Below are 22,350 nucleotides of genomic sequence, written 5' to 3' on the forward strand. Positions count from 1 at the left end.
TTAAAATTTGTAAAACTTACCATTTTATATGACTTCCAAAGAGATCAGGAATCAATTCTTAGACTTTTTTAAGGAAAAAGGCCACAAAATTGTGCCTTCCGCGCCCATGGTTATCAAAGACGATCCTACCTTGATGTTTACCAATGCGGGAATGAATCAATTTAAAGAATTCTTTCTTGGAAATACTGTTGCCAAAAACCCGCGCATTGCAGATTCTCAAAAATGCCTTCGAGTAAGCGGAAAACATAATGATTTGGAAGAGGTGGGAAAAGATACGTACCACCATACCATGTTCGAAATGCTTGGTAATTGGAGTTTTGGAGATTACTTCAAAAAAGAGGCTATTCAATGGGCTTGGGAATTTCTAACTGAAGTGTGTAAAATTGATAAGAACAGTCTCTATGTTTCTGTTTTTGAGGGAAGCGATGATGCTGATAACTTGAAAATGGATACAGAGGCCTTTGATTTGTGGAAAACTATTGTGCCCGATGATCGCATTATCATGGGCAATAAGAAGGATAATTTCTGGGAAATGGGTGATCAAGGCCCTTGCGGCCCATGTTCTGAGATTCATGTAGATATTCGCTCTGCAGAAGAAAAGGCTAAGGTTGCAGGAGCTTCATTGGTTAATGCCGACCATCCGCTGGTGGTCGAAATATGGAATCTGGTTTTCATGCAGTACAATCGTAAGGCCGATGGAATACTCGAGTCACTGCCGGCAAAACATGTGGACACCGGCATGGGCTTCGAACGCCTCTGTATGGCCTTGCAAGGTGTAGAATCCAACTACGATACCGATGTTTTTACTCCCATCATAAGAGAAATCGAAACCATTACCAACTCGAAGTACGGAAATGTCGAAGGCGCTGGGGAGGAAATCGATATCGCGATTCGTGTAATCGCAGACCATATTCGAGCCGTATCCTTTGCCATAGCTGACGGCCAGTTACCGAGTAATACGGGTGCAGGCTACGTAATTCGGAGAATTTTGAGGAGAGCCATCCGCTACGGATTCACATTTCTAGATACCAAGCGACCCTTTATGTATCGCTTGGTAAATGTGCTGTCTGATACGATGGGAGATGCTTTTCCAGAGCTAAAGCAACAAAGACAACTTATCGAGAATGTCATTAAGGAGGAAGAGCATTCCTTTTTAAATACACTAGAACAAGGCCTGGTGCTTTTAGATAGTATTATTTCAAAAACAAGCGGGAAAGAAGTTGATGGTAGAAAGGCCTTTGAACTCTATGACACTTACGGGTTCCCGATCGATTTGACGGCCTTGATACTTGGCGAGAAAGGGTATACTTTAGATGAAGAGGGTTTTGAAAAAGCTATGCAGGAACAGAAAGATCGTTCTAAATCTGCCTCGGCCACCTCAAAAGAAGACTGGACCATTCTGACCGACGACCTAGAGCAGGAGTTTGTAGGGTATGACCTGTTGGAAGCAAATGTGAATTTGGTTAAATACCGCAAGATTAGCTCCAAGAAAGACGGTGAACAATATCAAATGGTTTTCAATTTGACACCTTTTTATGCTGAAGGCGGTGGCCAAGTAGGCGATAAGGGCTATTTGGAAGCTTCTGATGGAGATGTAGTTTACATCGTTGACACCAAAAAAGAGAATAACGAGATTGTTCATTTTACCAAAAACTTACCGAAAAAAATTAATGGCAGGTTCAAAGCGGTAGTTGATAAAAAACAACGCCAACGTACAGAAGCGAATCACACAGCTACGCATTTGTTACATCAGGCATTGCGCGAAGTTCTTGGTACGCATGTAGAACAAAAAGGCTCTGCGGTACACTCCAAATATCTACGATTCGATTTCTCTCACTTTTCTAAATTGACGGTGGAAGAGCTTCGTGCCGTTGAAAATTTTGTGAATGCCAGAATAGCAGGGCAGCTTCCTTTTGAAGAAAACAGAAGCGTTCCTATGGAAGAAGCTTTGGCAGCAGGAGCCATGGCGCTTTTCGGAGAGAAATACGGAGATGCCGTTAGAACCGTTCGCTTCGGACAATCTATCGAACTTTGTGGAGGAACCCATGTGAAGAATACAGCTGATCTCTGGCATTTTAAAATCAAATCTGAAGGTGCCGTTGCTGCAGGAATCAGAAGAATTGAGGCAATCACCTTCGACGCCGTTAAGGATTTTTATTTTGAGAATAACAGAATGCTCTTTGAGATTAAAGATGCTTTAAATAACGCCCAAGATCCGCTAAAGGCTGTTACGGCTTTGCAAGAAGAAAATGCGAAATTGAAAAAAGAGGTCGAACAGTTTCTAAAGGATAAGACGAAAAATTTGAAAGGAGAATTGGCCAATCAATTGGAAGAAGTGAATGGGGTTCAATTTTTAGCTAAAAAAGTTGATTTAGACGCTGCCGGTATCAAAGATCTCTCCTTCGAATTGGGAAGCAACAAAGACAATCTCTTTCTGCTCTTCGCAACCGAGCAAAATGGTAAGGCTTTGCTTTCGTGCTATATTTCCAAACAACTGGTGACGTCCAAAAACCTAAATGCAGGAACTATTGTTCGTGAATTAGGAAAATACATTCAAGGTGGAGGAGGAGGTCAACCCTTCTATGCTACCGCTGGGGGTAAGAACCCTGATGGTATCACAGAAGCTTTGGCGCAGGCGAGGCACTATTTAAATTAGAACTTCGTAGTCGAATTGGTCAGTTTCAACAAAGGTTGTAGTATTGTTTTGACGTTTGCCTATTGCCAAACGTAATCATTCAACCATACCATGGCGTCTTTTAAATAGGGTAAATATTCACATGGAACAGAGTGCCCTAAACCAATAGCTTTTATCAAGGTGATATCGCTTCCTGTAGCTACCGAAAGTTCTACGGCCGATTCGGTATTGGTATAAGGGAATAGCGTATCCAATTCGCCCTGAATGACGTACAATGGAATCTCGGTTTTTTGGAGAATCCCATTTTCATACCGAAGGCCATAGGCCGTTGCCATTGGAATACCCGCGGAAAAAAGCTCAGGATGCGTATCAGAAAAAAACCAACTTCCATTTCCCCCATCACTATACCCTACTACAACAACTCTTTTTGGATCAACCTTGAGGTGTTTGATTGCAAAATTAACGAGATTTACCACCTGCGATTCGTTTGCTACATCATACCACAAGAGTCCGTTAGCATTAGGACTTAAAATATAGGCTTTCATACCTTCGATTGCTGGTTCGATCAAACAAGCCGTTCCCTTATGTGCATCATCTCTAGGGGTTAAGGCCCCTCCGTGAAGATTAACAAAAAGTGGAACTAGTTCATCGCCATTGAGTTCTGGAGCAATCAGTCTAAAATCCCAGGTTTGATTATTTGCAATTGGTAATGAAAAGTCATTTATACCTGTATTTATGGTAAGTTCAGAAAAATCCCTGTCTATTTCTTCGATGGTCAAAGGTGGAAAATTAATAGTCTCAGGAGCAGGAGCGTCTTCTGAATCTAAAAAACTATCACTACACCCCAAAATGCATCCAATTAGGGCCATAAATAACAACATAGCTTTTTGCCTATTTCTCATATCCTGTACGTAATCACCATGGGTAATATACTATAAATCTTTTTCGATCGACAACCGAAAATTGTTAATTTAAATAGAATGTTGGTTTTCACCTTTGCCTTAGTACGAAGTTTAGTTCGTATTTTGTGCTACATCTTGTAAAACAGTATGAAACTTCAAACCCAAATCCCTATTCCTATTCCTGAAGGGGGTAGTCAAATCAACTATCAAAGTCAGTTATTGATTTTAGGTTCTTGCTTTGCCCAAAATATGGGTAAAAAATTGGAGTATTTCAAATTTCAAACACTTCAGAACCCATTTGGAATCTTATTTCATCCCTTGGCAATTGAAAAGTTAATTTCAAAAGCTACAACAGCAGAATATTATACTGAAAAAGATGTTTTCTTCTTGAATGAAAGATGGTATTGTTTTGATGCACATTCTGATTTAAGTGATCGATCGAAAGCAGGATTGCTTGAAAAACTGAATTTAGGCTTGCAACATACGAAGCAACAAATTGCAAGGGCAAGCCACATTTTGATCACCTTAGGCACAGCTTGGGTGTATCGAAAAATAGACACGAACACCCTAGTTGCGAATTGTCATAAACTGCCTCAAAAAGATTTTTCCAAAGAATTGCTTTCTGTTGATGAGATAAAGCATAGTCTCGAAGCCACTATAAAAAGAGTTAAAGCGCTTAACAATACCATCCAATTTGTTTTTACGGTTTCACCCGTGCGACACCTAAAAGATGGTTTTGTAGAAAACCAAAGAAGCAAAGCACATTTAATTGCCGCCGTACACTGCGCAATTAAAACCCTCTCTAAGGGAGAACGCTGTCAAGAGGCCTATTTTCCTTCTTATGAGCTCCAGATGGATGAACTCCGTGACTATCGTTTCTACGCGTCAGATATGATGCATCCAAACCAGTTGGCCATTGACTATATCTGGGAAAAATTTGTTACCGTGTGGATTTCGTCAACTGCTCATCGCACCATGGCAGAAGTAGATGCTATTCAAAAAGGCATGCAACACCGACCTTTTCATCCTGAATCTGAACAGCATCAATCTTTTATGGAGTCGCTCGAAAAGAAAATCACGTATCTTCAAGGGGAGTATCCTAATATCAAATTCTGATCGTATATCTGAGTAGCGACACTAAAATACGAAGAACTTAAAGGTGAGATACCACCAAGTAATCTGTAACTTTGGAATGGTCAATAGGTAGATTGCTTGGCTGAAACGCTCACAAATACGTATTGTAAGAGTATACGAAATGAAAAAAATATTAATAGCAATCATCCTCCTCTTAACCGGCATCTTGATCTTCCGTTCCTGTTCGGAAGACAAGAAAGAAAAATCTATCCTTCAAGAAAATTCAATGCTCATTCAACAGCAAATTTCCAACGTTAGTAAACTCGTTGTAACCGAAGGTCATTTTGCCGAAGTATACAATTATAAGGATTCACAAGAATTATTTGGGCCATTAATTACTGCTGATAAAAAGGCTTTGGTGGTTGTAAATGCAGAGGTCACCGTGGCCTATGATTTAAGCAAAATCGAATTTGAAGTAGATGAGGTGAACAAAACCCTTCATATAAAAAGCATTCCAAAATCGGAAATCAAGATCAATCCTGATTTTGAGTATTACGATGTCACCGCTGATTACCTAAATCCTTTTGAAGCTTCTGACTACAATACAATCAAGAAAAATGTGAATGCCTCTTTACTAAAAAAGGTGGAGGTATCATCTTTAAAGGCCAATGCTGAAAATCGCTTGATCAGTGAATTGTCGAAATTCTATGTGCTTACCCATTCTATGGGCTGGAAACTAGTGTATGGCGATCGTCCTATAGCTACCATGGGTGAACTTAGAATCATTGATTGAGTTCTAAAACCTCATTTGCCCATTTGATATATTGTTCCCAATCGTAATCAGTGACGTCGTGTTTTCCTGCGCGAATGTGATACCCAACAGCAGTATGAATTGGAGTGTGCAGTTCGGGCATCTGATTTGTTGCAATCCCTTTCTTATTAAAAAGCGCGTATACTGTGGATGCATGGTAGGCAGAAAGAAACTCACCTTTAGGGTCAGCCCATTGATCGTCTTGAGCGCTCGCTACATATACTGGTGTCGGTGCTATTAAGGTCAAGAGCTGATGTTGGTCGACTGCCAAGGCTTCTTCGTTATTGTTATACTTTTTGAAATTACGGCAAAACCAATGTGGAAAACTAGTATTAATAACATTGATGGTTTCCCCAAACCGTCGTTTCGACAGTGCTGCCCCTCCACATCCGGAAGCATTACTAATTACCCCTGCGAATCTTTGATCACTGGCTCCCGCCCATAAGGCTGCCTTACCCAAACGAGAATGACCAAAGACAACAACCTTAGTTGGGTCTACGTCTCTGTCTTGTTCAAAATAATCTAAAGCGCTACTATATCCAAAGGCCCAGGCTGCCAAGCTGCCCCATTCATTATTCTTGGGTCGCTCTTGTCTCTTCTCATAAAATAACTCATGAAGACCATCGCTTAGGTCGTATTTGTCTGGGTCAATTTCTCCGTAGTATATTGTAGCCAATCCGAAACCGCCCTCCAAAATTTTCTCAATTGCCCACCTGTGTCCCCTCAGACCGCGTGATGCTTCTGTTAGACGATGATCGCTGATATGCATTTCTTCGCTATTCATCGCCCAGGCTTCAGATACGATTACGTTTGCATCATTGGTTATCGTATGATTTCCAAAGAAATTATAACCTAAAAAAATAGGAGTAGCCGAAGATTTTTTCGGTAAAAACATCAGAATCGTAAAGCGGATTGATTTTTCGTTTTTGCTAAGAGTAACTTCCACTTGTTTTCTCCTTGCCTTGCCATTTAAGGCATTTTCATTTTCTTCCAAAAGTTTAAAAGAGGCACTATCTAGCTTGCCGGGCACTTTACCGTAAACCTGGTTTTCAAAGAATTCGAAAAGCTCTGGGCGTCTTTTTTCGGACCACTCTGAGATGTTAGAGATCTTTTCGCCAGCAAAGGTTGTTAGCGGATTGGGTAGGTTAAATTCTCGAACTTGGCTTTCTTCATAATTGGTATCAAATTGAGCGAATGACATAGTACATACAAAAAGAAAGATTGAAAAATGAACTGCCGTTTTCATACAAAACGAATTTAAGTAAAGTTAAAGTACTGTTTTTCTAACAATTAACCATTTCGATTCAATGCATATTTGGTAATCATACCCTAAACAACTAGTGCAAATGGTTTCTCCAGGTCATGCAGGTCTCAGACCAAAGCGCAATGCTCAATCTTGAATCGTAAAATGGGGGGAGTTTAAGCAACAAAACTGGTGTTGATCAATTGCAATCCATCATCGATCAAATGGCCCACCTTCGGATTGTTCAACTTCACGGTTTCCAAATGGGCTTCGATTTCTTGGGCAAAATCAGCATCGCCATTGTTTTTTGCCAATTCGTACAGTTCAACTGACAATAACCAATCGTCTGGAAATTCTTCTGCGATCTGTTCAAAAACCTTGTGACGCGAGATGGTGGTATTGATTCCCTCACGAAATTCTCGCACCTGACGATAATAGTTCTCCAATCGTTTTCTTACTGGAGACAGTTCGGTTTTTATTGTAGTTGAGGCTATTTCGTGGGTAATGAGATTGAAACTCTTAAGATCTGCCGGACCGTTGTAGGCTGAAACAATATGCTCGCCAACCGCCATGCTGTACAAGCTGTCATCAGATTTGAAAATGACTTTTTTCTTGTGCCTAACGGTACAATTGCGGAATGTTATTAGGATAATTTCACCCTTTAGGTTTCTGGTTCCAGTAATGATTTCTCCCGATATTTTGATGCCTCCTTCAAATTCTAGGCTGATGGTTTGCCCCTCGAAGATATTATAGGCTTTTAAGTCTCTTGGGCTCATATCCTCAATGGCCAAATTAATGCCCTTTAGTTTTCCCATGGGGCTGCCAAACCCGTCATGATGGTGTGCTGTGCTATGACCTACCAGTTCTTTTTCACGATACGATAGGGCGGTCGCGCCAGTGGTTTGAAAGAACACAGGCTTCCCTTTAAATTCAAGTACCTGATCAAAATTCCCGGAAATTTGGAGCCCTGTGCTGAGTTCAATAGTACCTAGTTCTTTTGAGTTTATAAGTTTTTGAATGCCACTTAACCCTCCCTTTCGTACCGCCATTTCATTTGCAAATTCTTCCAAAACTTGGCTAAGAAAAGCAAAATCAGGAGTTACAAAGAGCTGGGGTTGTGGTTGGGTAATATCGAAAGCAGTATGGGCAGCGGCAATTGAATAGGGTATTTTTCGTACTTCATCGGTCATACACCAAGCGCTTTCGCCTATAGAGGACAGGAGCCCAGCGCCGTAAATCTTAGGATCTTCAACAGTGCCAATCAGTCCGTACTCAACAGTCCACCAATGTAAGTTTCTGATAAGTGCGATTTCGCTGGGCTCACCCATATTGTTTTGCAAATCTTCTATATGTGCTTCTGCCTGGTCAATTTCAGCCTGAGGAGTGCCATGTGCCTCCTTGATGATTGATAGATGCCGAACGGCCTCATAGAGTTCAAAATCTTTGGCATTCGAAATCGCTTTACAACCAATTTCACCAAAACGCCTTAAATACTCCGCATATTCAGGATTTGCAATAATCGGTGCATGACCAGCCCCTTCATGAATGATATCTGGTGCCGGGGTATATTCAATATGTTCCAATTGACGAATATCAGATGCAATTACCAACACATTATAGGCTTGAAATTCCATAAAGGCAGAAGGAGGAATAAACCCATCAACAGCAACCGCAGCCCAACCAATTTCTTGTAGAATTCGGTTCATGCCGTACATATTTGGAATATGGTCTACCGCAATGCCCGTTTTTTGTAAGCCTTCAACATATGATTTATGTGCGACCCTACTGAGGTAGTCCACATTTTTACGCATCACATAACGCCAAACCGCTTGATCAATGGCGGTATAATCGCTATAGTCTTGAGGTTTTATGAATTGCTTCAAATGCTCTGGGAGCTTGTCTAGTATGGGATTGCTTTCGTACGACACCTATCTTCGTTTTTCTGGTAGTAAAGTTACGAAAATCAAAAGTTTGTCTTGTTTGAAAACTGTTAATTGCTAAAGGTCAAACGCGAAGTAACAAAAAGCATTGGTTCGAATTATATAAACAAAACGAAGCAATTTGTTTAACCCTATTTGAAGGATTACAAATTGCTTCGTTTCTATAAATTTTGAAGTACCTAGCTTACGTATGACTCAAGGCAAAGACGAATCTTTGAGAGACTTAATTCGAAGCCACAGCGTTTGGTGGATATTGCGTCAATATTTCCGCAACAAATTCTTTAATACGCATTTCTTTCTTTTCTATGTTTTTGGTGTTGCTTAGCGTTCCTTCACCCTTACCTTGCCACACCAATTCTTTGTTCTTAGCGTCTATCAGATCGATATATAGTGAGCCTTCTGTGCGTGTACTGACATTGCTGCCGCCCCAGCCCCAACCTGGACCGAAACCACCCCAGCCCCAACCCCAGCCCCAGCCGCCCCAGCCGCCCCAGCCGAAGTTGTTGTTGTAAACGTCTACCTGTTCACGTTCTTTGGTGAATATGCTTACCAAAATGTCTGGGTTTTGAGATTTGACAAAACCTCTGGTTCCCATTTCGGTTTCTATGGCTCTTAAAATTCGTTTTTTGTCCAAATCGGAAATTTGGGCTTTGTCTATTCCTGTTTTGTAAAACGCATAAGATTTGTACGACTTAAAGTCAGTGTCTTTGTCATAGTCAGACAAAACACGAACAGAGGTACAAGAACTTAAAAAGAGCAATACAAATAATGGAAGTGCGAGAAGTTTCAATTTTTTCATAACAACTATTTTTTGGAATTCGTCAAGTTTAATCTTTTAAAAAGTATCAAAAACCATGCCGAACAATAGTGAAAAATCGCTACTGTGTATTGGTTTTTGGGTCATACCCATATGGGCAATGTCTACATCCACTTTCACAGCAATAGCCTCTTTTTAAATGATATTGCCTTGTAAAAACACGATATCCTTCTTCTGACCAATAAAAATCTCCTTCTTCAATAGGAATGATTTCTTTCATAATTTTGGCAAATCACTAATCGCGCAATTGTGATTTTCTTTTTGGGCCACTTCTTTTAATAAGTAAAAAAAGTGCTTAGCGAATAGCGTGGATCATACAGCCCTTCTATAGCTAAATTAGGAGATTTTTTGTTGATAACACAGGGTAAACAAGCTCGAATTATACACTTTATAGGCTTTTAATAGGATTTTAACGAAAAAATACAATTGTTGGCAATATAATGGAGTTATGTTTCTCGATGACGTTTTAACAATTAACTTTGTTAGGTAGACGTTTTACTATCAATCTATGATATTAGTCTTTAAACATCTCTTTTATAAGAACTACGTTGGCTTGTCTTTTTGGCCTTTTATCATCTTAAAGAACGATTCTTTAAAAGCAGATAGCGTATTGATCAATCATGAAAAGATTCATTTGAAGCAACAGCTTGAATTGTTGATACTTCCCTTTTATATATGGTATGTTTCTGAATGGTTGTTGCGCAGTCTTTGGCTTCTTAGCTTTTATCGAGGTTACCAGAATATCAGTTTCGAACAAGAAGCCTATCACAATGAGCACAATTTGAATTACCCGAACGAACGAAAGGTTTTTAGCTTTATAAAGTATCTTTGAAGCTTTAAAAGTTCAAAGTTGCAGAGCGAAAACCAATCCGTACAGCTTCCTATTTTAAGACAGAAACAGGTATCCCTAACTATTAAAAGGGAAGACTTGCTGCATCCGTTGATTGCTGGAAATAAATACCGAAAACTAAAATATAACTTAGCAGCTGTTAAGGCCCAAGGTTTTGAGACATTGTTAACTTTTGGAGGAGCCTTTTCCAATCATATTGCAGCTACAGCCTACGCTGGAAAGTTACATCGGCTAAAGACCATAGGCGTCATACGTGGGGAAGAACTATCTCAGAAATGGGAATCGAATCCTACTTTAAAACTCGCTTCAAAAAATGGAATGCAATTTAAATTTGTCTCGAGAGAAGCTTACCAAGAAAAGCATTCAAAAGCATTTACCGATACATTAAGACAAGAATTTGGGTCTTTTTATTTATTACCCGAAGGAGGCTCAAATACCCTTGCTGTGAAGGGATGCGAAGAAATATTGACTCCTGAAGATGCTCAATTCGATGTGATCTGTTGCGCTATTGGCACGGGAGGAACAATTGCAGGAATCATCAATACGTCTGGTCTAAATCAAAAGGTTTTGGGCTTCCCTGCCTTGAAAGGTGACTTTTTAAAGGAAGATATTCGTAATTTTACAACGAAGGACAATTGGCGATTGCAAGGCGATTATCATTTTGGTGGTTATGCAAAAGTTTCCGCAGAACTTATTCATTTTATAAATGATTTTAAGAAGCAGACAAAGATTCCCCTTGACCCCATATATACTGGAAAGCTGTTGTACGGAATACTAGACTTGATCAAAAAAGATCATTTCAAGCCGAAAACGAAAATTTTGGCTATTCATACCGGCGGTTTGCAAAGTATTACGGGAATGAACCCTATATTGAAAAAGAAGAATCTACCCCAGATTGCGATATGATAAAACGTATTTTTCTAGTTACCCTTTTGGGCACATTTTTGGTCGGATGCAAGGTGAAACAAAAAGTCACCTATAGTAAACGAAAGACCGAGACCGTTCGCAACATTCCTAAGAAAACAGCTCCGAAAACAACAGTAGATGATGGCGGACTTTACCCAATGCCTGAGGATACGGGTAGATTTATTCGAATGGAATTCTCAAGTGTTCAAGACTACATCAACACCTTTTCGGAGGTAGCTCAGTTAGAAATGAAGGCCTACGGAATTCCCGCTAGCATAACGTTGGCGCAAGGACTTTTGGAAAGTGGTTTTGGAAAAGGAGAATTGGCACGTAAAACAAACAATCATTTCGGAATAAAATGCCATACAGGGTGGCAAGGCGATTATGATTTTCATGATGATGATGCAAAAGGGGAGTGTTTTCGTAAATACAACCACCCCATGTATTCCTATCGTGATCATAGTATATTCTTGACCAAACGCTCGCGATACGCCTTCCTTTTTGATTATAAGAATACCGATTATAAAAAATGGGCCTATGGGCTCCGTAAAGCCGGATATGCGACAGACAAACGTTATCCACAGAAATTGATTTCGCTCATTGAACAACACGGGTTAGCTAACTTCGACAAGGCAATTGCAAAAGCTGAATATGGTAAAAGGAAAGAAGTCGTCGTAGCGGAAAAAAGAGTGGTAACGACAAAGACCAATGCGGTACATGTGGTTAAGGCAGGTGATACCCTGTATTCCATTTCGAGAAGATATTCCGTTTCGGTAGATGACTTAAAGCGCTGGAATTATATGTATAGCGATACCATATCGGTTGGTCAGAAACTTACCGTGGAGACTGAAAAATTCAACTAAAAGATGATTTATCAAAGAAGTAGCGCCCTGTTTCAAGAGGCGAAAAAATATATTCCCGGCGGAGTAAATTCTCCAGTTCGCGCATTTAAAGCCGTGGGCGGTGATCCGATTTTTGTCAAAGAAGCGAAAGGAGCCTATTTATACGATGAAGATGGCAATCGCTTGATCGATTATATTGCTTCTTGGGGTCCTTTGATTTTAGGTCATGCTTATGAGCCAGTAATCGATGCAGTTGTCGAAAAAGCACGAAAGGGTACGTCTTTCGGTATGCCGACTGAAATTGAGACCGAACTGGCACAGCTGGCCGTTTCTATGGTGCCCAATATCGATAAAATTCGTTTTGTGAATAGCGGTACCGAGGCTTGTATGAGTGCTGTGCGTTTGGCAAGGGGTTACACGGGAAAGGATAAGATAATAAAATTTGCCGGATGTTATCACGGCCATTCCGATTCGTTTTTGATTCAAGCGGGTAGTGGCGCCGTAACCTTTGGTAGTCCGAACAGTCCCGGTGTAACACAAGGGACGGCTAAAGATACCCTGCTTGCCGATTATAATGATTTGGATAGTGTTGAAAAATTAGTTGCTGCAAATAAGAGCGAAATAGCCGCAATAATTATTGAACCTGTTGCTGGCAATATGGGTTGTATTGTTCCTCAGGCAGGATTTCTTGAAGGCCTTCGCGAAATCTGCAACCACGAAGGTATTTTATTGCTTTTTGATGAAGTGATGACCGGATTTCGATTGGGAAAAGGAGGGGCTCAGGAAGCCTTGGGCGTTAACGCCGATATCGCAATGTTTGGAAAAGTCATCGGGGGTGGTCTTCCGGTAGGGGCCTTTGCCGCTCGCGCCGAAATCATGAATCATTTGGCACCAGAAGGTCCGGTGTATCAGGCGGGTACTTTAAGTGGAAATCCTCTGGCAATGAGTGCAGGCCTAGCCATGCTTACCGAGTTGAACAATCGACCCGAGGTCTTCGAAAGCTTGGCCAATAAGACCGAACATTTGCACGAAGGTTTTAACAATGCTTTGCGAGGAAAGGGTGTTCCTTATCAAATTAACCGTTTCGGCAGTATGATTTCGCTACACTTTACAGATGAAGCAGTAGTTGATTTTAAAACTTCGGCAAAAGGTAACAACGATACCTTTAAAAAATACTTTCACGGGATGCTAAACAAAGGTATTTATCTGCCACCCAGTGCCTTTGAAAGTTACTTTCTGAATGATGCATTGAGTTACGCTGATCTAGATGAAACCATTCAAGCGCTAAACGAACTGCAGCTTTAGATTTTAAGCCGTACCTATTGGCTTTTGTTCAAATTCTGGACAATCGATTCGAATATCTTTACGAACTAAATCCTTTTCCAATAGATGGCAGTAATCCGTTGTTTTATTTTTCTGATAAAACTTGCACCCATAGCAGGTTCTTTGCATGGAAAGAATTCCATTGCGATTTAATTTATAAATTAGTTCGCTCATGGTTTTAAACAAACTTTCCATTTCGTTTTGGTTTAAACTACTCAGTTGACTTTTCAAAGGATTGGCAAAGTCGTAAGTCTCTGCAACAACTTTCTTCCCAGAATCGGATAATTGAATGGTATAACTACGGCTATCTGCGGAAGAATAATCTTTTATGATGAGTTCTTTTCTATCTAAAATCTTAATGGCATCGCTAATAGTCGGTTTTGTTACATTGAATTCTTTAGCCAAATGACTTACGTTGCACAACTCCTGCTTATGATAGGCAATGAAAATGAGTATTTGAATTTGTATTGGGCTAACTCCAACTACTTTAGCTTTTTCCCAAAGTAGAATTTTAAAGACTTCGGAAATTCGCTCAAGCGCTGCTACCAATTTGCTGGGCATGTCTTTTTGCTGAAATTCTGGATTGAATACACCTTCGTACATCATAGGAATTGCCTGCCGAGATTATGCGACAGGCAAAGTTAGTAATCCTAATTAAATCAATTACAGTTTTCCATCTCTAAAATATAATATCCGTTCTCTTCAATTTGACGTATCATTTCTTCTGTAGCCTGCTCGATATGACAGAATTTACATTCGTTAGTTGTGATAGCAGCGGATTGAATTTGCCTTTGTCTAAGGTACTTTCCACCATAGCCATAAACAACTTGTTTTTCTGTCAAGTCATTTGAAACGATAATGTCAAAATGCATCATTCGACCATCACTTCTTTTCACATAGGTATCCCAAACAGAAACTTTCATTGCTGTACGCGATATGGCAAGCTGAGATCGCCGCTGGCAACGCTAAATACTTCATACACGCCTAGCATTGGTAGGTCGGCGTTGCTTGTGTTAACCTTCATAAAGGCAGTAACACCGTCAAAACTAAAATCAGTTTTGTTGTTGATTCTATAATCAGGAACCACAACTTTAATGGTGCTTTCGGATGTTTTTACAGGATAACCAGGAGAATCCATGTACATGGGCATTCCAGGATTTGTTGGTGGTAACACCACCGTGTTAGCTGCTTTTTTGAATTGTTTTACAGAGAGTCCGCCCTCAACTCTTTTGTCCTCAATCAAAACCACCCAATGTGGGTGCCAAACAATGCCATCATTGTCAAAAATCGAATCGCTATTCTCGTCCCAGAGGGGAGTATCATCAAAGTCAGGATGCGACGTAAGGGCCAAAGCTACTATACCATCGCTTTCACTAAAGCCAACATCAGCAGATTTTAAATTCGTCGGGAATACATATCCCAGAACTTGTGCCCCATCTAGTTGACCGACTTTTGTGGGCGTTGTTAACCCCGCAGTACCTTTTACATTCATTTGCCAGACCGTAACATCAAAATCAGTATTGTGGGTAACCTTTACTGATGCAATTGCAAAATCAGTATTGTTATATGTGCTTTCTTGGGCATACGAATAGGTGGTACTGGCTAGAAGTAAACTTATCGTACATGCTAAAACAGTTGATTTCATTTTGTCTTGTTTAAAAAGTAAGAAGTCAACTAAATAGGACTCCTAACTATATGGTTTACAAATTATCCTTTTACATCTTCCAGTGAAGCTCCAAAATTGATATGGAGTATATTCCCATTGGGCGTTACCAGAGCTGGAACTGATTTCACTCCAGCCATTTCCGCTTCGGAAATTCTAGATTTTGTTTCACCAATGTTCACAATGTCAATATTTTCGACTCCCACTAGATTTACAATATCCTGTTCGGCACTCACACATACCGGACAGCCCGCGTGATAAAAAATTGATTTACTCATAGTTGATCTTATTTATATGATATGGCAACATTGCCGTTGCAAATATAGTAAGGAATCCTAACTAAACAAAGTTTTGAGATTTTATTTTTTTTTTGCTAGAATTGCTTAGTCCGTTTCTGAAATAGGAAAATAGCAACATTGTGCTTTGCAGGTTGACCCTATAAAAGGGAATCCTCCATCAAGGAGTTCTGTATTTAAAACGGTATTTCATCGGAAAGATGTGCGATTCGTCAAATTTGTGTAAGTTTTTACTTCAATATGGAGTTAACATAGGACTAGCCCAAAACTACAACACCTATTGCTATGAAGTTAAATGTTATTGTAATCGACGACTCAGCCGTGCAATTGGCACTATCATCAAAATTAATTGAGAAAAACGAGCACTTACATCTCGTTGGAACGTTTACCAATCCTTTTTTGGCGCTTAATACGGTAAATAGCCAAGACATTGATTTGGTTTTGCTTGACATTGAAATGCCTGAAATTGACGGATTCTCGCTTCAAAAATTCTTTAATGACTCTGTAGCGGTTGTTATGAATTCTACTAGAGCATCTTTTGAGCTGCAAGCGTATTCGAATGGTGCGATTGATTTTCTATCGAAACCCTTATCGACTTCCAGACTTGATCTGGCCGTGGCGCGAGTGTTAGATTTAAAGAGGATTTTTACTTTTGAAGAACCGATTGCTACGGCTGCAAGCTAGATTGACTACTCGATAGTAATGGTTCCCAAATGTTTCGGAATGATAACCTTTGTTTGAGGAGACAGTCTTTTTACATCCTCTTGAAAAGGAATCAGCTTTTGTTCCACCCCGCTTTGCTGCGAAAAACCGTAAGGCAAACGAAAATTATCCCAATGCGTAGGTATGATGGTTTTAGGATAGTTAGTCACCGCCAGTAGGCGTTCATTGTAATTGTACAATCCCAGTTGTGAACGATTGACTCCTGCTAAAAGAATGTCTGGTTTTTGACCTAGCAATTCCCTTTCGATAAAGTTCATCGATGCCATGGTCAATATGTTGTGATTGGCAAAGCGCGCTAAGAACATTAGCGAACCTCCTTCAATAAATTCTGATACTTTTAGAGGCGTATTAGGTACTTCAGTATAGGTTCTAGAGTCGATATAGTGTTTGTCGTTCAAAGCAGAATGTATCGATGGAATCACTTGAATTGAAAAATTTTCGAACTGATAGTCTTCTCCGCCTTTTACGGGATACAATTGTTCTTCAGGTATACCATACCCACGAAGTATGTTTCGAGTGGTTTCCGTGCCGATGACTTTGGCCCCAGTTTTTTTTGCGATATAGGGAACATCTGCTAAATGGTCAAAATGCGAGTGATGTACAAGGATAAAATCTGCCTTGGTAATCAAACTATCAATTAACAAGGTGTCTGATACAAATACATCAGAACGTAAAACAGTTTGCCGACTGTCTTCAGCACTTATTCCTGGCCCTGTTCCCAATTTCATTCGGGTAATATAAGGGTCTAACAATACGGTTATTTTTCCATCGGTTATCTCCCAACCAGCTGTTCCAAAATACTTTAGTTGTATGGGGTTATTTTGAGCTTCTGCTATGGAAGAAATAAAAAAGGAGATGGCAAAAATTGCACTGACAAGGATCGATTTTGAACATGATATTCGTTTCTTATTTAAAGTGATCATGATAGGTTGGTTTACGAGCTTCAAATTAGTTTTTTGGCCGGTTAAAATAATAGCGATTGATTTCGTCAGAGTTGGCCTCTATGATATCGGGAAAACCGTCGTTATTTAAATCAGCCGTGATAATATCATAGGTGTCAAATGCTTCGTCCTTAAGCGCATGGCCCTGCCATTGCTGCCCATTTTCAGTATTAAAATACACAAAATTGGGGCTTTCAGAATTACCGATTATGATATCCATATCATTATCGCCATCAAGATCAGCAATAGCAACAGCGTAGCTTCTCGCATTGCTAGCGTCAAAACGTACCGATTCGCGAAAGGGTTGCGCTATAGCACCAAAATAGATGAGATTGGGCTCGCCAATATTTGCGGTTATAATATCTAGTAACCCGTCTCCATTAAGATCACCTATAGCCACCGAACGTGTTTCGTCACTTCCTGTACCGAACGCAATTTTCGTACTAAAACCGAGATTACCATCGTTTAGGTAGACATAGTTCGGCTGCCCATCTCTATTAGCCAAAATGAGATCAAGATCATTATCGCCATCTATATCAGCAACCTCCACATCGATGGTTGAATCTTCTGAACTTCCGAAATCTAATGTTTCGGAAAAATTACCCTTACCATCGTTTATACAAATTTCGTTAGGGCGGCCTCTATTAGTTATTAGAATATCTTTAAATCCATCTTGATTTAAATCGGCAAGTGTAAGGTTTCGTGTGGAGGAATACGTTTTCCCAAAAGAACCACTTTTCTTAAAATTACCTTTGCCATCATTGATGAATAGGGCATGAGGTGCCATATCATTTCCGACAGCAACATCAAGATCTCCGTCATTATCTAGATCTGCAAGCTCAGTTGCATAGGTAGTTTCTCGCAATGACCCTAGACCTTTCTCAACGGTAAAAATGCCTTTACCGTTGTTTATAAAAATACGATTTTGACCCGGCCAATGTCTGCCGTTAGCTACCAAAAGGTCGTTATCACCATCCCCATCGATATCTCCGCTGGCCACAGAAGCTGTTCGCTCTTGGTAGGTGCCGAGTATCAGACGCCCGCTAGTGGTTAGGTCAGTTTGTTGGGCAAAACTAAAACAACCCAAGCCACCGAAAAAAATGATAAGAAGTAAGAGCTTTTTATTCAAATTTTACTAATTGAAGGTTATCAACGCAAATAAGGCGCTATGACAAGGTCCTTAAATATAGGCCAAATATGTAACTACTATCAATATGTTGATCTTTAAAACCGCTAAAATTTCACTAAACGCTAAAAGAATAGTAGTAGGAACCAGGTGGGTATTGCCAATTATTAAGGGCTGCTAGCAGATACGAGGCAATATGTTCTGCAGTTTAATCTCAATGCAATAGATAAAAAAAAGGGACACACTTATCAGCGCGTCCCTTGGAACAAACAAAAATCCAGCCTAATCTAACCTACTATTTTCTTTGTTTCTTTTGGCTTTTTGATCTTTTTCCCTTTCCATGCTTGCCACGGCGGTGTTGTATCTTTTCCCATTTTTCCATTTGCTCTTCCGATAAGATTTGCTTTATCTTTTCCTTTTGGGCAATTTGAAGATCCAAACGCCGATTGGCCATGGCGTAACGTTCTTCGGAAGTCGGCTTTGTGGCGTCTTCACGCTCTTTTCGTGCCTGTTTTTCTTCCATCTTGGCTTTGCGTATTTTAGCATTCTCGATGAATAAAGCCTTCATTTGTGCTTGTTGCGCCTCAGTGAGGTCTAAGGCTAAAGTGGCTTTTTTGGTCTGTAAGGTTGCCATTTGTTCGGGCGATAGATCTTTCATCCCGCCACGGTTGTTTCGTTCTCCTCGTTGTGCTAGTGTCGTAACTCCCACTAACAACATCATTGCGATTACTACTTTTCTCATAATTACTTCAGTTTAATGTATTTCCTCGATTCCTATAGTTGTCGCGAGGAAATTTTGTTTAAAATTTAATGTGTTTGTATCTGAGACCCTAGATAAATAACTTGGTTTAATAGGGGAATTGGATTTATGATTTTTTTAACGGAGGGAGAAATATGCGCAAACAAAAAGGGCGCCGATTGCTCAGCACCCCTTGTTGAGGTAAGTAGGAATGTTCTTGGTGAACGCGTCTAAGGCATATGGGAAGCCCAAACGCAGTTCAATATATTTTCTAGTTCAGTGTTTCTGGTGATGAAACCTGTGTGATGGTATGATTTGCCAATTCAGTGTTTTGCACAGTATCAGTATGATCAAGGTTGTAGTAGGTTACAACTGCTAGTACTAAACTTGCGAAATATAGAAGACTTTTTGTTTTGTAATTCATAACGATTTGGGTTTTGATTCTGAAGCTAAACTACTGCGGAAAAGGGCACGAAAAAGCCCATTGTTGTGAAATGGGCTTTTTATGATGTCAAAATACGCTATGTTGTTGAATAGCGTTTTTCTTCGTCGGATTTTTTATTCAGTACAACGAGAAGTTACTAAAAATACGGTTTTGGCGTTCTTTCGACTATGACACCAAAGAGTCATTGAGGATCTAAAATCATATCGATACGTTCGACGGCATCTTGCAAGTGATACTTGCTCATACTGTCGGAGGTTCTTCCTGTGGCGCTTTTTATTTCCCTTTTTAGCGTATTAAGTTCTGCACGGGCAACCGATCTGATATCAGATTGACTTGTGTTCACCACTGTTGATTTTTGATAACCGCCAAAACTCGGCTTCTTTTTTTGATTCGCCGCCGTCATTAAGTAAGCCAGACGATCAATATGTACTTTTTGCAAGTTTCTGCGATAAGTATCGATAGTTTTTCCTGAACGTAGTTCTGACCAAATGCCCCTACGTAGATCACGCATCATTTCTAAAAGAGAATAGGCTTTGCTACCGTTCATCGTTTCATTTTCGATCAGTCGAGCCATTTTACCCAATCGCAACATATTGTTCAAGGTGCGTTCCTGCATGCTGCGTACACGCTCTATAGAACCTGAGTATTCTATTTTTGAGAAGAGTTCCTTATCAAGCATCCATTTTGGCGTTTGAAACAACTCTTCCTGCAAAAAGCGCATACAGTTCTTTTGATGTTCTTTAGCCACATGCGTATACACCGCACCTTCTTGTTCATAGGTTTTATGGTGTTCGTAAACCCCTCCTATGTTATTGGATACATGACCCATATATCTGTTATACTGTGAGAGTACCTGACCGTACAGTGTTTTTAAGTCATCATAGTCTTTCCCGTCTTCTGCGGTCCATTCTACCAATTTTGGAACGATACGTTTCAGGTTAGCTATTCCATATGCTCCTGCTTTAATAGCGTCGTCTCCCAAATCTTCAGTCTGTGAGCTTGGATCGACCACATCTCCAATTTGTTGATGTCCAAAACGATAATTGGGGTCGCCTGCATGTGCTAGTATCCAACGGTCTAATATAGGTTTCTCCTCTTCAGCATTTTTGTCTAAAATAGGTTTGTATCCCCATCGGATGGCATGCTTGTCATAAATACCAATATCGGGCATCAATGCCACACCTTCATCACCCGGTTGGGCAATATAGTTGAATCGGGCATAATCCATTATGGAAGGAGCTGTTCCGTATTTTTGGGTGAAAGTTGCCGATCGTAGCGAATCGACAGGGTAGGCAACACTACTACCCATATTATGGGGGAGCCCTAAAGTATGACCAACTTCGTGAGAAGAAACAAAACGAATCAACCGACCCATTACCTCCTCCTTAAAGGCTACTCCTCGTGCATCAGGATTTATTGCGGCGGTTTGCACAAAAAACCAATTGCGCAATAGGGTCATAACATTGTGATACCAGTTAATGTCAGATTCTAAAATTTCACCGCTTCTAGGATCACTCACATGAGGTCCGTTAGCATTAGGAATAGGTGATGCCAAATAACGCACTACAGAATATCGCACGTCTTCAGGTGACCATTCAGGATCTTCCTCTTTGGTGGGCGGGTCTTTGGCGATTATCGCATTCTTGAATCCTGCCTCCTCAAAAGCTACTTGCCAATCTTCAATACCTTTTTTGATAAAGGGCACCCATTGTTCAGGAGTTGCCCGATCTACATAATAAACGATTTGTTTTTTGGGTTCGACCAATTCTCCAGCGGCATACTTATCCTTGTCTTCGTCTTTCACCTCCAATCGCCAACGATCTAAAAACCGGATCGTTTTGCTTTCTTGCACATCTAAGCCATAATCAACTTGCCCTCTAGCAAACCAACCAACACGCCTGTCGAAATAACGCCTTTTCATGGGTTCTTCAGGAAGTAAAATCATAGAGTTATTGATTTCTATAGATATAGAACCTAATGTACCGTTCGATGGAGGTTCTTTGGCGAAATAGGTTTTTACATGCCGTGCCTCAAGGTTCAGTGGATAACTCCGCAGTGAATCGATGTAACTGCGTTTTTCGTCTAAACGGCTTACTTTATATCTTTTCCTATAGAATTCTGGCATGCCAATAGCATTGACATCCTTCACCAAAAAATCATCTACTTGAATCACAGTAGAAGCCGTAGAATCGTTTTTGCGATATGCCTTAATATCAAATGCCTGTAGTACAGGTTCAAAATTCGAGTTAACAACGGCTTCGTGTACCGGTAGTGAATCTGCCGCAACTATGCCATATGACACCACGCGAAGCAATACTTTTTTGCCTTTTTTTTCCCAACGTAGAACTTGGGTGTTAATTTTTCCTCCACCAAAACCGATTCCAGAGGCAGTTTTGGCTATTCTACTTACCATTAACATTTCTTTGTTGAATAACGAATCGGGAATCTCGTAATAGTGTTTGTCATCTACAACATGCACATCGAACAAACCTTTGTCGGTTTTTGCATCTTTGGTAATTACCTTGTCGTACGACTGAATTTTTCCTTTTTTAGGTTTTTCAGCTGCCTTTTCGGTTTGTTTGTTTTTCTTTTTAAAAATTTGAGCTTGTACGGTAGTCGCACACAAAATAAAGGTGGCAAGGAGTGCTTTCGCCAAGATGGACTTCGTCATATAGTAGTTGGTTTTAATTTTTATGATGTCCAAAGAACTGAAAAATAAATGGCACCTTTTGTTAATGAAATCATAAGCTGAAACCGTTAAATTCAATAATTTTTTTACCTAATCTGTAACATTTTGGTTTTAGCTGCGTCTTTTAAGTAGAGAAATTCATTTTTTCAATTAGCGAATTAGTCGATGATAAAGCTGTTTACCTTGTGTAAATGGCTTTATTTTTTTTGAAATAATTGGGAATAACCCGATAAACGGGTGATTTGCAAACCATTGTATCCACACTTATCTTATTGAACTGAAATTTTTTCTCGTAAAAATTCATAGCGATTCCTATCAAGATCTTAAGGCTTGAAATGTTAAAATATGAACCTGATAGCTTTCTTAGCTTCTTTTTAAGAATACT

22 protein-coding genes are annotated in these 22,350 nt (G+C 40.0%); 8 read left to right on the plus strand and 14 right to left on the minus strand.

The genetic code is table 11. The features are described from left to right. Positions 1–28 precede the first annotated feature (28 nt). Positions 29–2,656, plus strand: a complete 2,628-nt coding sequence (gene alaS / locus ABJN95_RS08870) for an alanine--tRNA ligase (protein ID WP_348370024.1) — start codon at positions 29–31, stop codon at positions 2,654–2,656. 59 nt (positions 2,657–2,715) lie between these two features. Here alaS and ABJN95_RS08875 read toward each other — a convergent pair whose 3' ends face one another. After that, positions 2,716–3,537 carry a dienelactone hydrolase family protein gene (locus ABJN95_RS08875; protein WP_348370025.1) on the minus strand — a complete coding sequence of 274 codons (822 nt, stop codon included), beginning with the start codon at positions 3,535–3,537 and terminating at the stop codon, positions 2,716–2,718. A gap of 147 nt (positions 3,538–3,684) precedes the next feature. Between ABJN95_RS08875 and ABJN95_RS08880 the strand changes: the two genes are divergently transcribed. Further along, complete coding sequence (locus ABJN95_RS08880) at positions 3,685–4,653, plus strand: GSCFA domain-containing protein (RefSeq protein ID WP_348370026.1); 969 nt, start codon at positions 3,685–3,687, stop codon at positions 4,651–4,653. Between the two features lie 139 nt (positions 4,654–4,792). Next, positions 4,793–5,404, plus strand: coding sequence for a DUF4230 domain-containing protein (locus ABJN95_RS08885; RefSeq protein WP_348370027.1), 612 nt, complete (start codon positions 4,793–4,795; stop codon positions 5,402–5,404). Here the strand turns inward: ABJN95_RS08885 and ABJN95_RS08890 are convergent. The 4 genes from ABJN95_RS08890 to ABJN95_RS08905 all read right to left on the minus strand — a co-directional run bounded on the left by ABJN95_RS08890 (position 5,394) and on the right by ABJN95_RS08905 (position 9,642). Further along, entirely contained in the window at positions 5,394–6,668 is a 1,275-nt protein-coding gene (locus ABJN95_RS08890; RefSeq protein WP_348370028.1) for an acetylxylan esterase, read from the minus strand. The genes ABJN95_RS08885 and ABJN95_RS08890 overlap by 11 nt on opposite strands. A 173-nt stretch (positions 6,669–6,841) precedes the next feature. Then, positions 6,842–8,593 (minus strand): aromatic amino acid hydroxylase, encoded by a 1,752-nt coding sequence (locus ABJN95_RS08895; RefSeq protein WP_348370029.1) that lies wholly within the window; start codon positions 8,591–8,593, stop codon positions 6,842–6,844. A gap of 235 nt (positions 8,594–8,828) precedes the next feature. Next, positions 8,829–9,404 carry a DUF4136 domain-containing protein gene (locus tag ABJN95_RS08900; RefSeq protein WP_348370030.1) on the minus strand — a complete coding sequence of 192 codons (576 nt, stop codon included), beginning with the start codon at positions 9,402–9,404 and terminating at the stop codon, positions 8,829–8,831. Between the two features lie 79 nt (positions 9,405–9,483). Then, the gene (locus tag ABJN95_RS08905) at positions 9,484–9,642 is read right to left on the minus strand and encodes a DUF5522 domain-containing protein (protein WP_348370031.1); all 159 of its coding nucleotides are present in this window, start codon (positions 9,640–9,642) and stop codon (positions 9,484–9,486) included. Positions 9,643–9,930: 288 nt separating this feature from the next. Between ABJN95_RS08905 and ABJN95_RS08910 the strand changes: the two genes are divergently transcribed. From ABJN95_RS08910 to hemL, 4 genes are read left to right on the plus strand one after another with little or no spacing between them, the layout of a single operon-like run. Beyond that, positions 9,931–10,254, plus strand: coding sequence for a hypothetical protein (locus ABJN95_RS08910; RefSeq protein ID WP_348370032.1), 324 nt, complete (start codon positions 9,931–9,933; stop codon positions 10,252–10,254). An 18-nt stretch (positions 10,255–10,272) separates the two neighbouring features. Beyond that, positions 10,273–11,178 carry a pyridoxal-phosphate dependent enzyme gene (locus ABJN95_RS08915; RefSeq protein WP_348370033.1) on the plus strand — a complete coding sequence of 302 codons (906 nt, stop codon included), beginning with the start codon at positions 10,273–10,275 and terminating at the stop codon, positions 11,176–11,178. Further along, entirely contained in the window at positions 11,175–12,041 is an 867-nt protein-coding gene (locus ABJN95_RS08920; protein ID WP_348370034.1) for a glucosaminidase domain-containing protein, read from the plus strand. Before ABJN95_RS08915 ends, ABJN95_RS08920 begins: the two co-directional genes overlap by 4 nt. 3 nt (positions 12,042–12,044) lie before the next feature. Next, a complete protein-coding gene (gene hemL / locus ABJN95_RS08925) occupies positions 12,045–13,325 on the plus strand; it encodes a glutamate-1-semialdehyde 2,1-aminomutase (RefSeq protein WP_348370035.1) in 1,281 nt (426 codons plus the stop codon). 3 nt (positions 13,326–13,328) lie between these two features. Here hemL and ABJN95_RS08930 read toward each other — a convergent pair whose 3' ends face one another. From ABJN95_RS08930 to ABJN95_RS08945, 4 genes are all read right to left on the minus strand, one after another. Continuing rightward, complete coding sequence (locus ABJN95_RS08930) at positions 13,329–13,949, minus strand: MarR family winged helix-turn-helix transcriptional regulator (RefSeq protein ID WP_348370036.1); 621 nt, start codon at positions 13,947–13,949, stop codon at positions 13,329–13,331. Positions 13,950–14,002: 53 nt separating this feature from the next. Further along, complete coding sequence (locus ABJN95_RS08935; RefSeq protein ID WP_348370037.1) at positions 14,003–14,266, minus strand: DUF2024 family protein; 264 nt, start codon at positions 14,264–14,266, stop codon at positions 14,003–14,005. Further along, a complete protein-coding gene (locus ABJN95_RS08940) occupies positions 14,263–14,988 on the minus strand; it encodes a hypothetical protein (protein ID WP_348370038.1) in 726 nt (241 codons plus the stop codon). The genes ABJN95_RS08935 and ABJN95_RS08940 overlap by 4 nt, the downstream gene beginning before the upstream one ends. Positions 14,989–15,050: 62 nt before the next feature. Further along, a complete protein-coding gene (locus tag ABJN95_RS08945; RefSeq protein WP_348370039.1) occupies positions 15,051–15,284 on the minus strand; it encodes a thioredoxin family protein in 234 nt (77 codons plus the stop codon). Positions 15,285–15,587: 303 nt separating this feature from the next. Between ABJN95_RS08945 and ABJN95_RS08950 the strand changes: the two genes are divergently transcribed. After that, positions 15,588–15,986 (plus strand): response regulator, encoded by a 399-nt coding sequence (locus ABJN95_RS08950; RefSeq protein ID WP_348370040.1) that lies wholly within the window; start codon positions 15,588–15,590, stop codon positions 15,984–15,986. 5 nt (positions 15,987–15,991) lie between these two features. Here ABJN95_RS08950 and ABJN95_RS08955 read toward each other — a convergent pair whose 3' ends face one another. From ABJN95_RS08955 to ABJN95_RS08975, 5 genes are all read right to left on the minus strand, one after another. Then, positions 15,992–16,948, minus strand: coding sequence for an MBL fold metallo-hydrolase (locus ABJN95_RS08955; protein WP_348370041.1), 957 nt, complete (start codon positions 16,946–16,948; stop codon positions 15,992–15,994). A gap of 25 nt (positions 16,949–16,973) precedes the next feature. Beyond that, complete coding sequence (locus tag ABJN95_RS08960) at positions 16,974–18,095, minus strand: VCBS repeat-containing protein (protein ID WP_348370042.1); 1,122 nt, start codon at positions 18,093–18,095, stop codon at positions 16,974–16,976. Positions 18,096–18,387: 292 nt separating this feature from the next. After that, positions 18,388–18,834 (minus strand): hypothetical protein, encoded by a 447-nt coding sequence (locus ABJN95_RS08965; RefSeq protein ID WP_348370043.1) that lies wholly within the window; start codon positions 18,832–18,834, stop codon positions 18,388–18,390. Positions 18,835–19,102: 268 nt separating this feature from the next. Then, positions 19,103–19,255: a hypothetical protein gene (locus tag ABJN95_RS08970; protein WP_348370044.1), complete on the minus strand. Its 153-nt coding sequence runs from the start codon at positions 19,253–19,255 to the stop codon at positions 19,103–19,105. 202 nt (positions 19,256–19,457) lie between these two features. Beyond that, a complete protein-coding gene (locus ABJN95_RS08975) occupies positions 19,458–21,947 on the minus strand; it encodes a zinc-dependent metalloprotease (RefSeq protein ID WP_348370045.1) in 2,490 nt (829 codons plus the stop codon). Positions 21,948–22,350: the final 403 nt, after the last annotated feature.

The organism is Maribacter sp. (genome assembly GCF_039974175.1).
GTDB lineage: Bacteria > Bacteroidota > Bacteroidia > Flavobacteriales > Flavobacteriaceae > Maribacter_C.

What these genes read in the sequence shown, in the direction of transcription:
- ABJN95_RS08890 (WP_348370028.1), bottom strand. Translation starts at nt 6,668, where the DNA reads ATGAAAACGGCAGTTCATTTTTCAATCTTTCTTTTTGTATGTACTATG.
- ABJN95_RS08935 (WP_348370037.1), bottom strand. Translation starts at nt 14,266, where the DNA reads ATGAAAGTTTCTGTTTGGGATACCTATGTGAAAAGAAGTGATGGTCGA.
- ABJN95_RS08880 (WP_348370026.1), top strand. Translation starts at nt 3,685, where the DNA reads ATGAAACTTCAAACCCAAATCCCTATTCCTATTCCTGAAGGGGGTAGT.
- ABJN95_RS08910 (WP_348370032.1), top strand. Translation starts at nt 9,931, where the DNA reads ATGATATTAGTCTTTAAACATCTCTTTTATAAGAACTACGTTGGCTTG.
- ABJN95_RS08885 (WP_348370027.1), top strand. Translation starts at nt 4,793, where the DNA reads ATGAAAAAAATATTAATAGCAATCATCCTCCTCTTAACCGGCATCTTG.
- ABJN95_RS08930 (WP_348370036.1), bottom strand. Translation starts at nt 13,949, where the DNA reads ATGATGTACGAAGGTGTATTCAATCCAGAATTTCAGCAAAAAGACATG.
- alaS (WP_348370024.1), top strand. Translation starts at nt 29, where the DNA reads ATGACTTCCAAAGAGATCAGGAATCAATTCTTAGACTTTTTTAAGGAA.
- ABJN95_RS08965 (WP_348370043.1), bottom strand. Translation starts at nt 18,834, where the DNA reads ATGAGAAAAGTAGTAATCGCAATGATGTTGTTAGTGGGAGTTACGACA.
- ABJN95_RS08920 (WP_348370034.1), top strand. Translation starts at nt 11,175, where the DNA reads ATGATAAAACGTATTTTTCTAGTTACCCTTTTGGGCACATTTTTGGTC.
- ABJN95_RS08940 (WP_348370038.1), bottom strand. Translation starts at nt 14,988, where the DNA reads ATGAAATCAACTGTTTTAGCATGTACGATAAGTTTACTTCTAGCCAGT.
- hemL (WP_348370035.1), top strand. Translation starts at nt 12,045, where the DNA reads ATGATTTATCAAAGAAGTAGCGCCCTGTTTCAAGAGGCGAAAAAATAT.
- ABJN95_RS08950 (WP_348370040.1), top strand. Translation starts at nt 15,588, where the DNA reads ATGAAGTTAAATGTTATTGTAATCGACGACTCAGCCGTGCAATTGGCA.
- ABJN95_RS08905 (WP_348370031.1), bottom strand. Translation starts at nt 9,642, where the DNA reads ATGAAAGAAATCATTCCTATTGAAGAAGGAGATTTTTATTGGTCAGAA.
- ABJN95_RS08875 (WP_348370025.1), bottom strand. Translation starts at nt 3,537, where the DNA reads ATGAGAAATAGGCAAAAAGCTATGTTGTTATTTATGGCCCTAATTGGA.
- ABJN95_RS08945 (WP_348370039.1), bottom strand. Translation starts at nt 15,284, where the DNA reads ATGAGTAAATCAATTTTTTATCACGCGGGCTGTCCGGTATGTGTGAGT.
- ABJN95_RS08900 (WP_348370030.1), bottom strand. Translation starts at nt 9,404, where the DNA reads ATGAAAAAATTGAAACTTCTCGCACTTCCATTATTTGTATTGCTCTTT.
- ABJN95_RS08955 (WP_348370041.1), bottom strand. Translation starts at nt 16,948, where the DNA reads ATGATCACTTTAAATAAGAAACGAATATCATGTTCAAAATCGATCCTT.
- ABJN95_RS08970 (WP_348370044.1), bottom strand. Translation starts at nt 19,255, where the DNA reads ATGAATTACAAAACAAAAAGTCTTCTATATTTCGCAAGTTTAGTACTA.
- ABJN95_RS08975 (WP_348370045.1), bottom strand. Translation starts at nt 21,947, where the DNA reads ATGACGAAGTCCATCTTGGCGAAAGCACTCCTTGCCACCTTTATTTTG.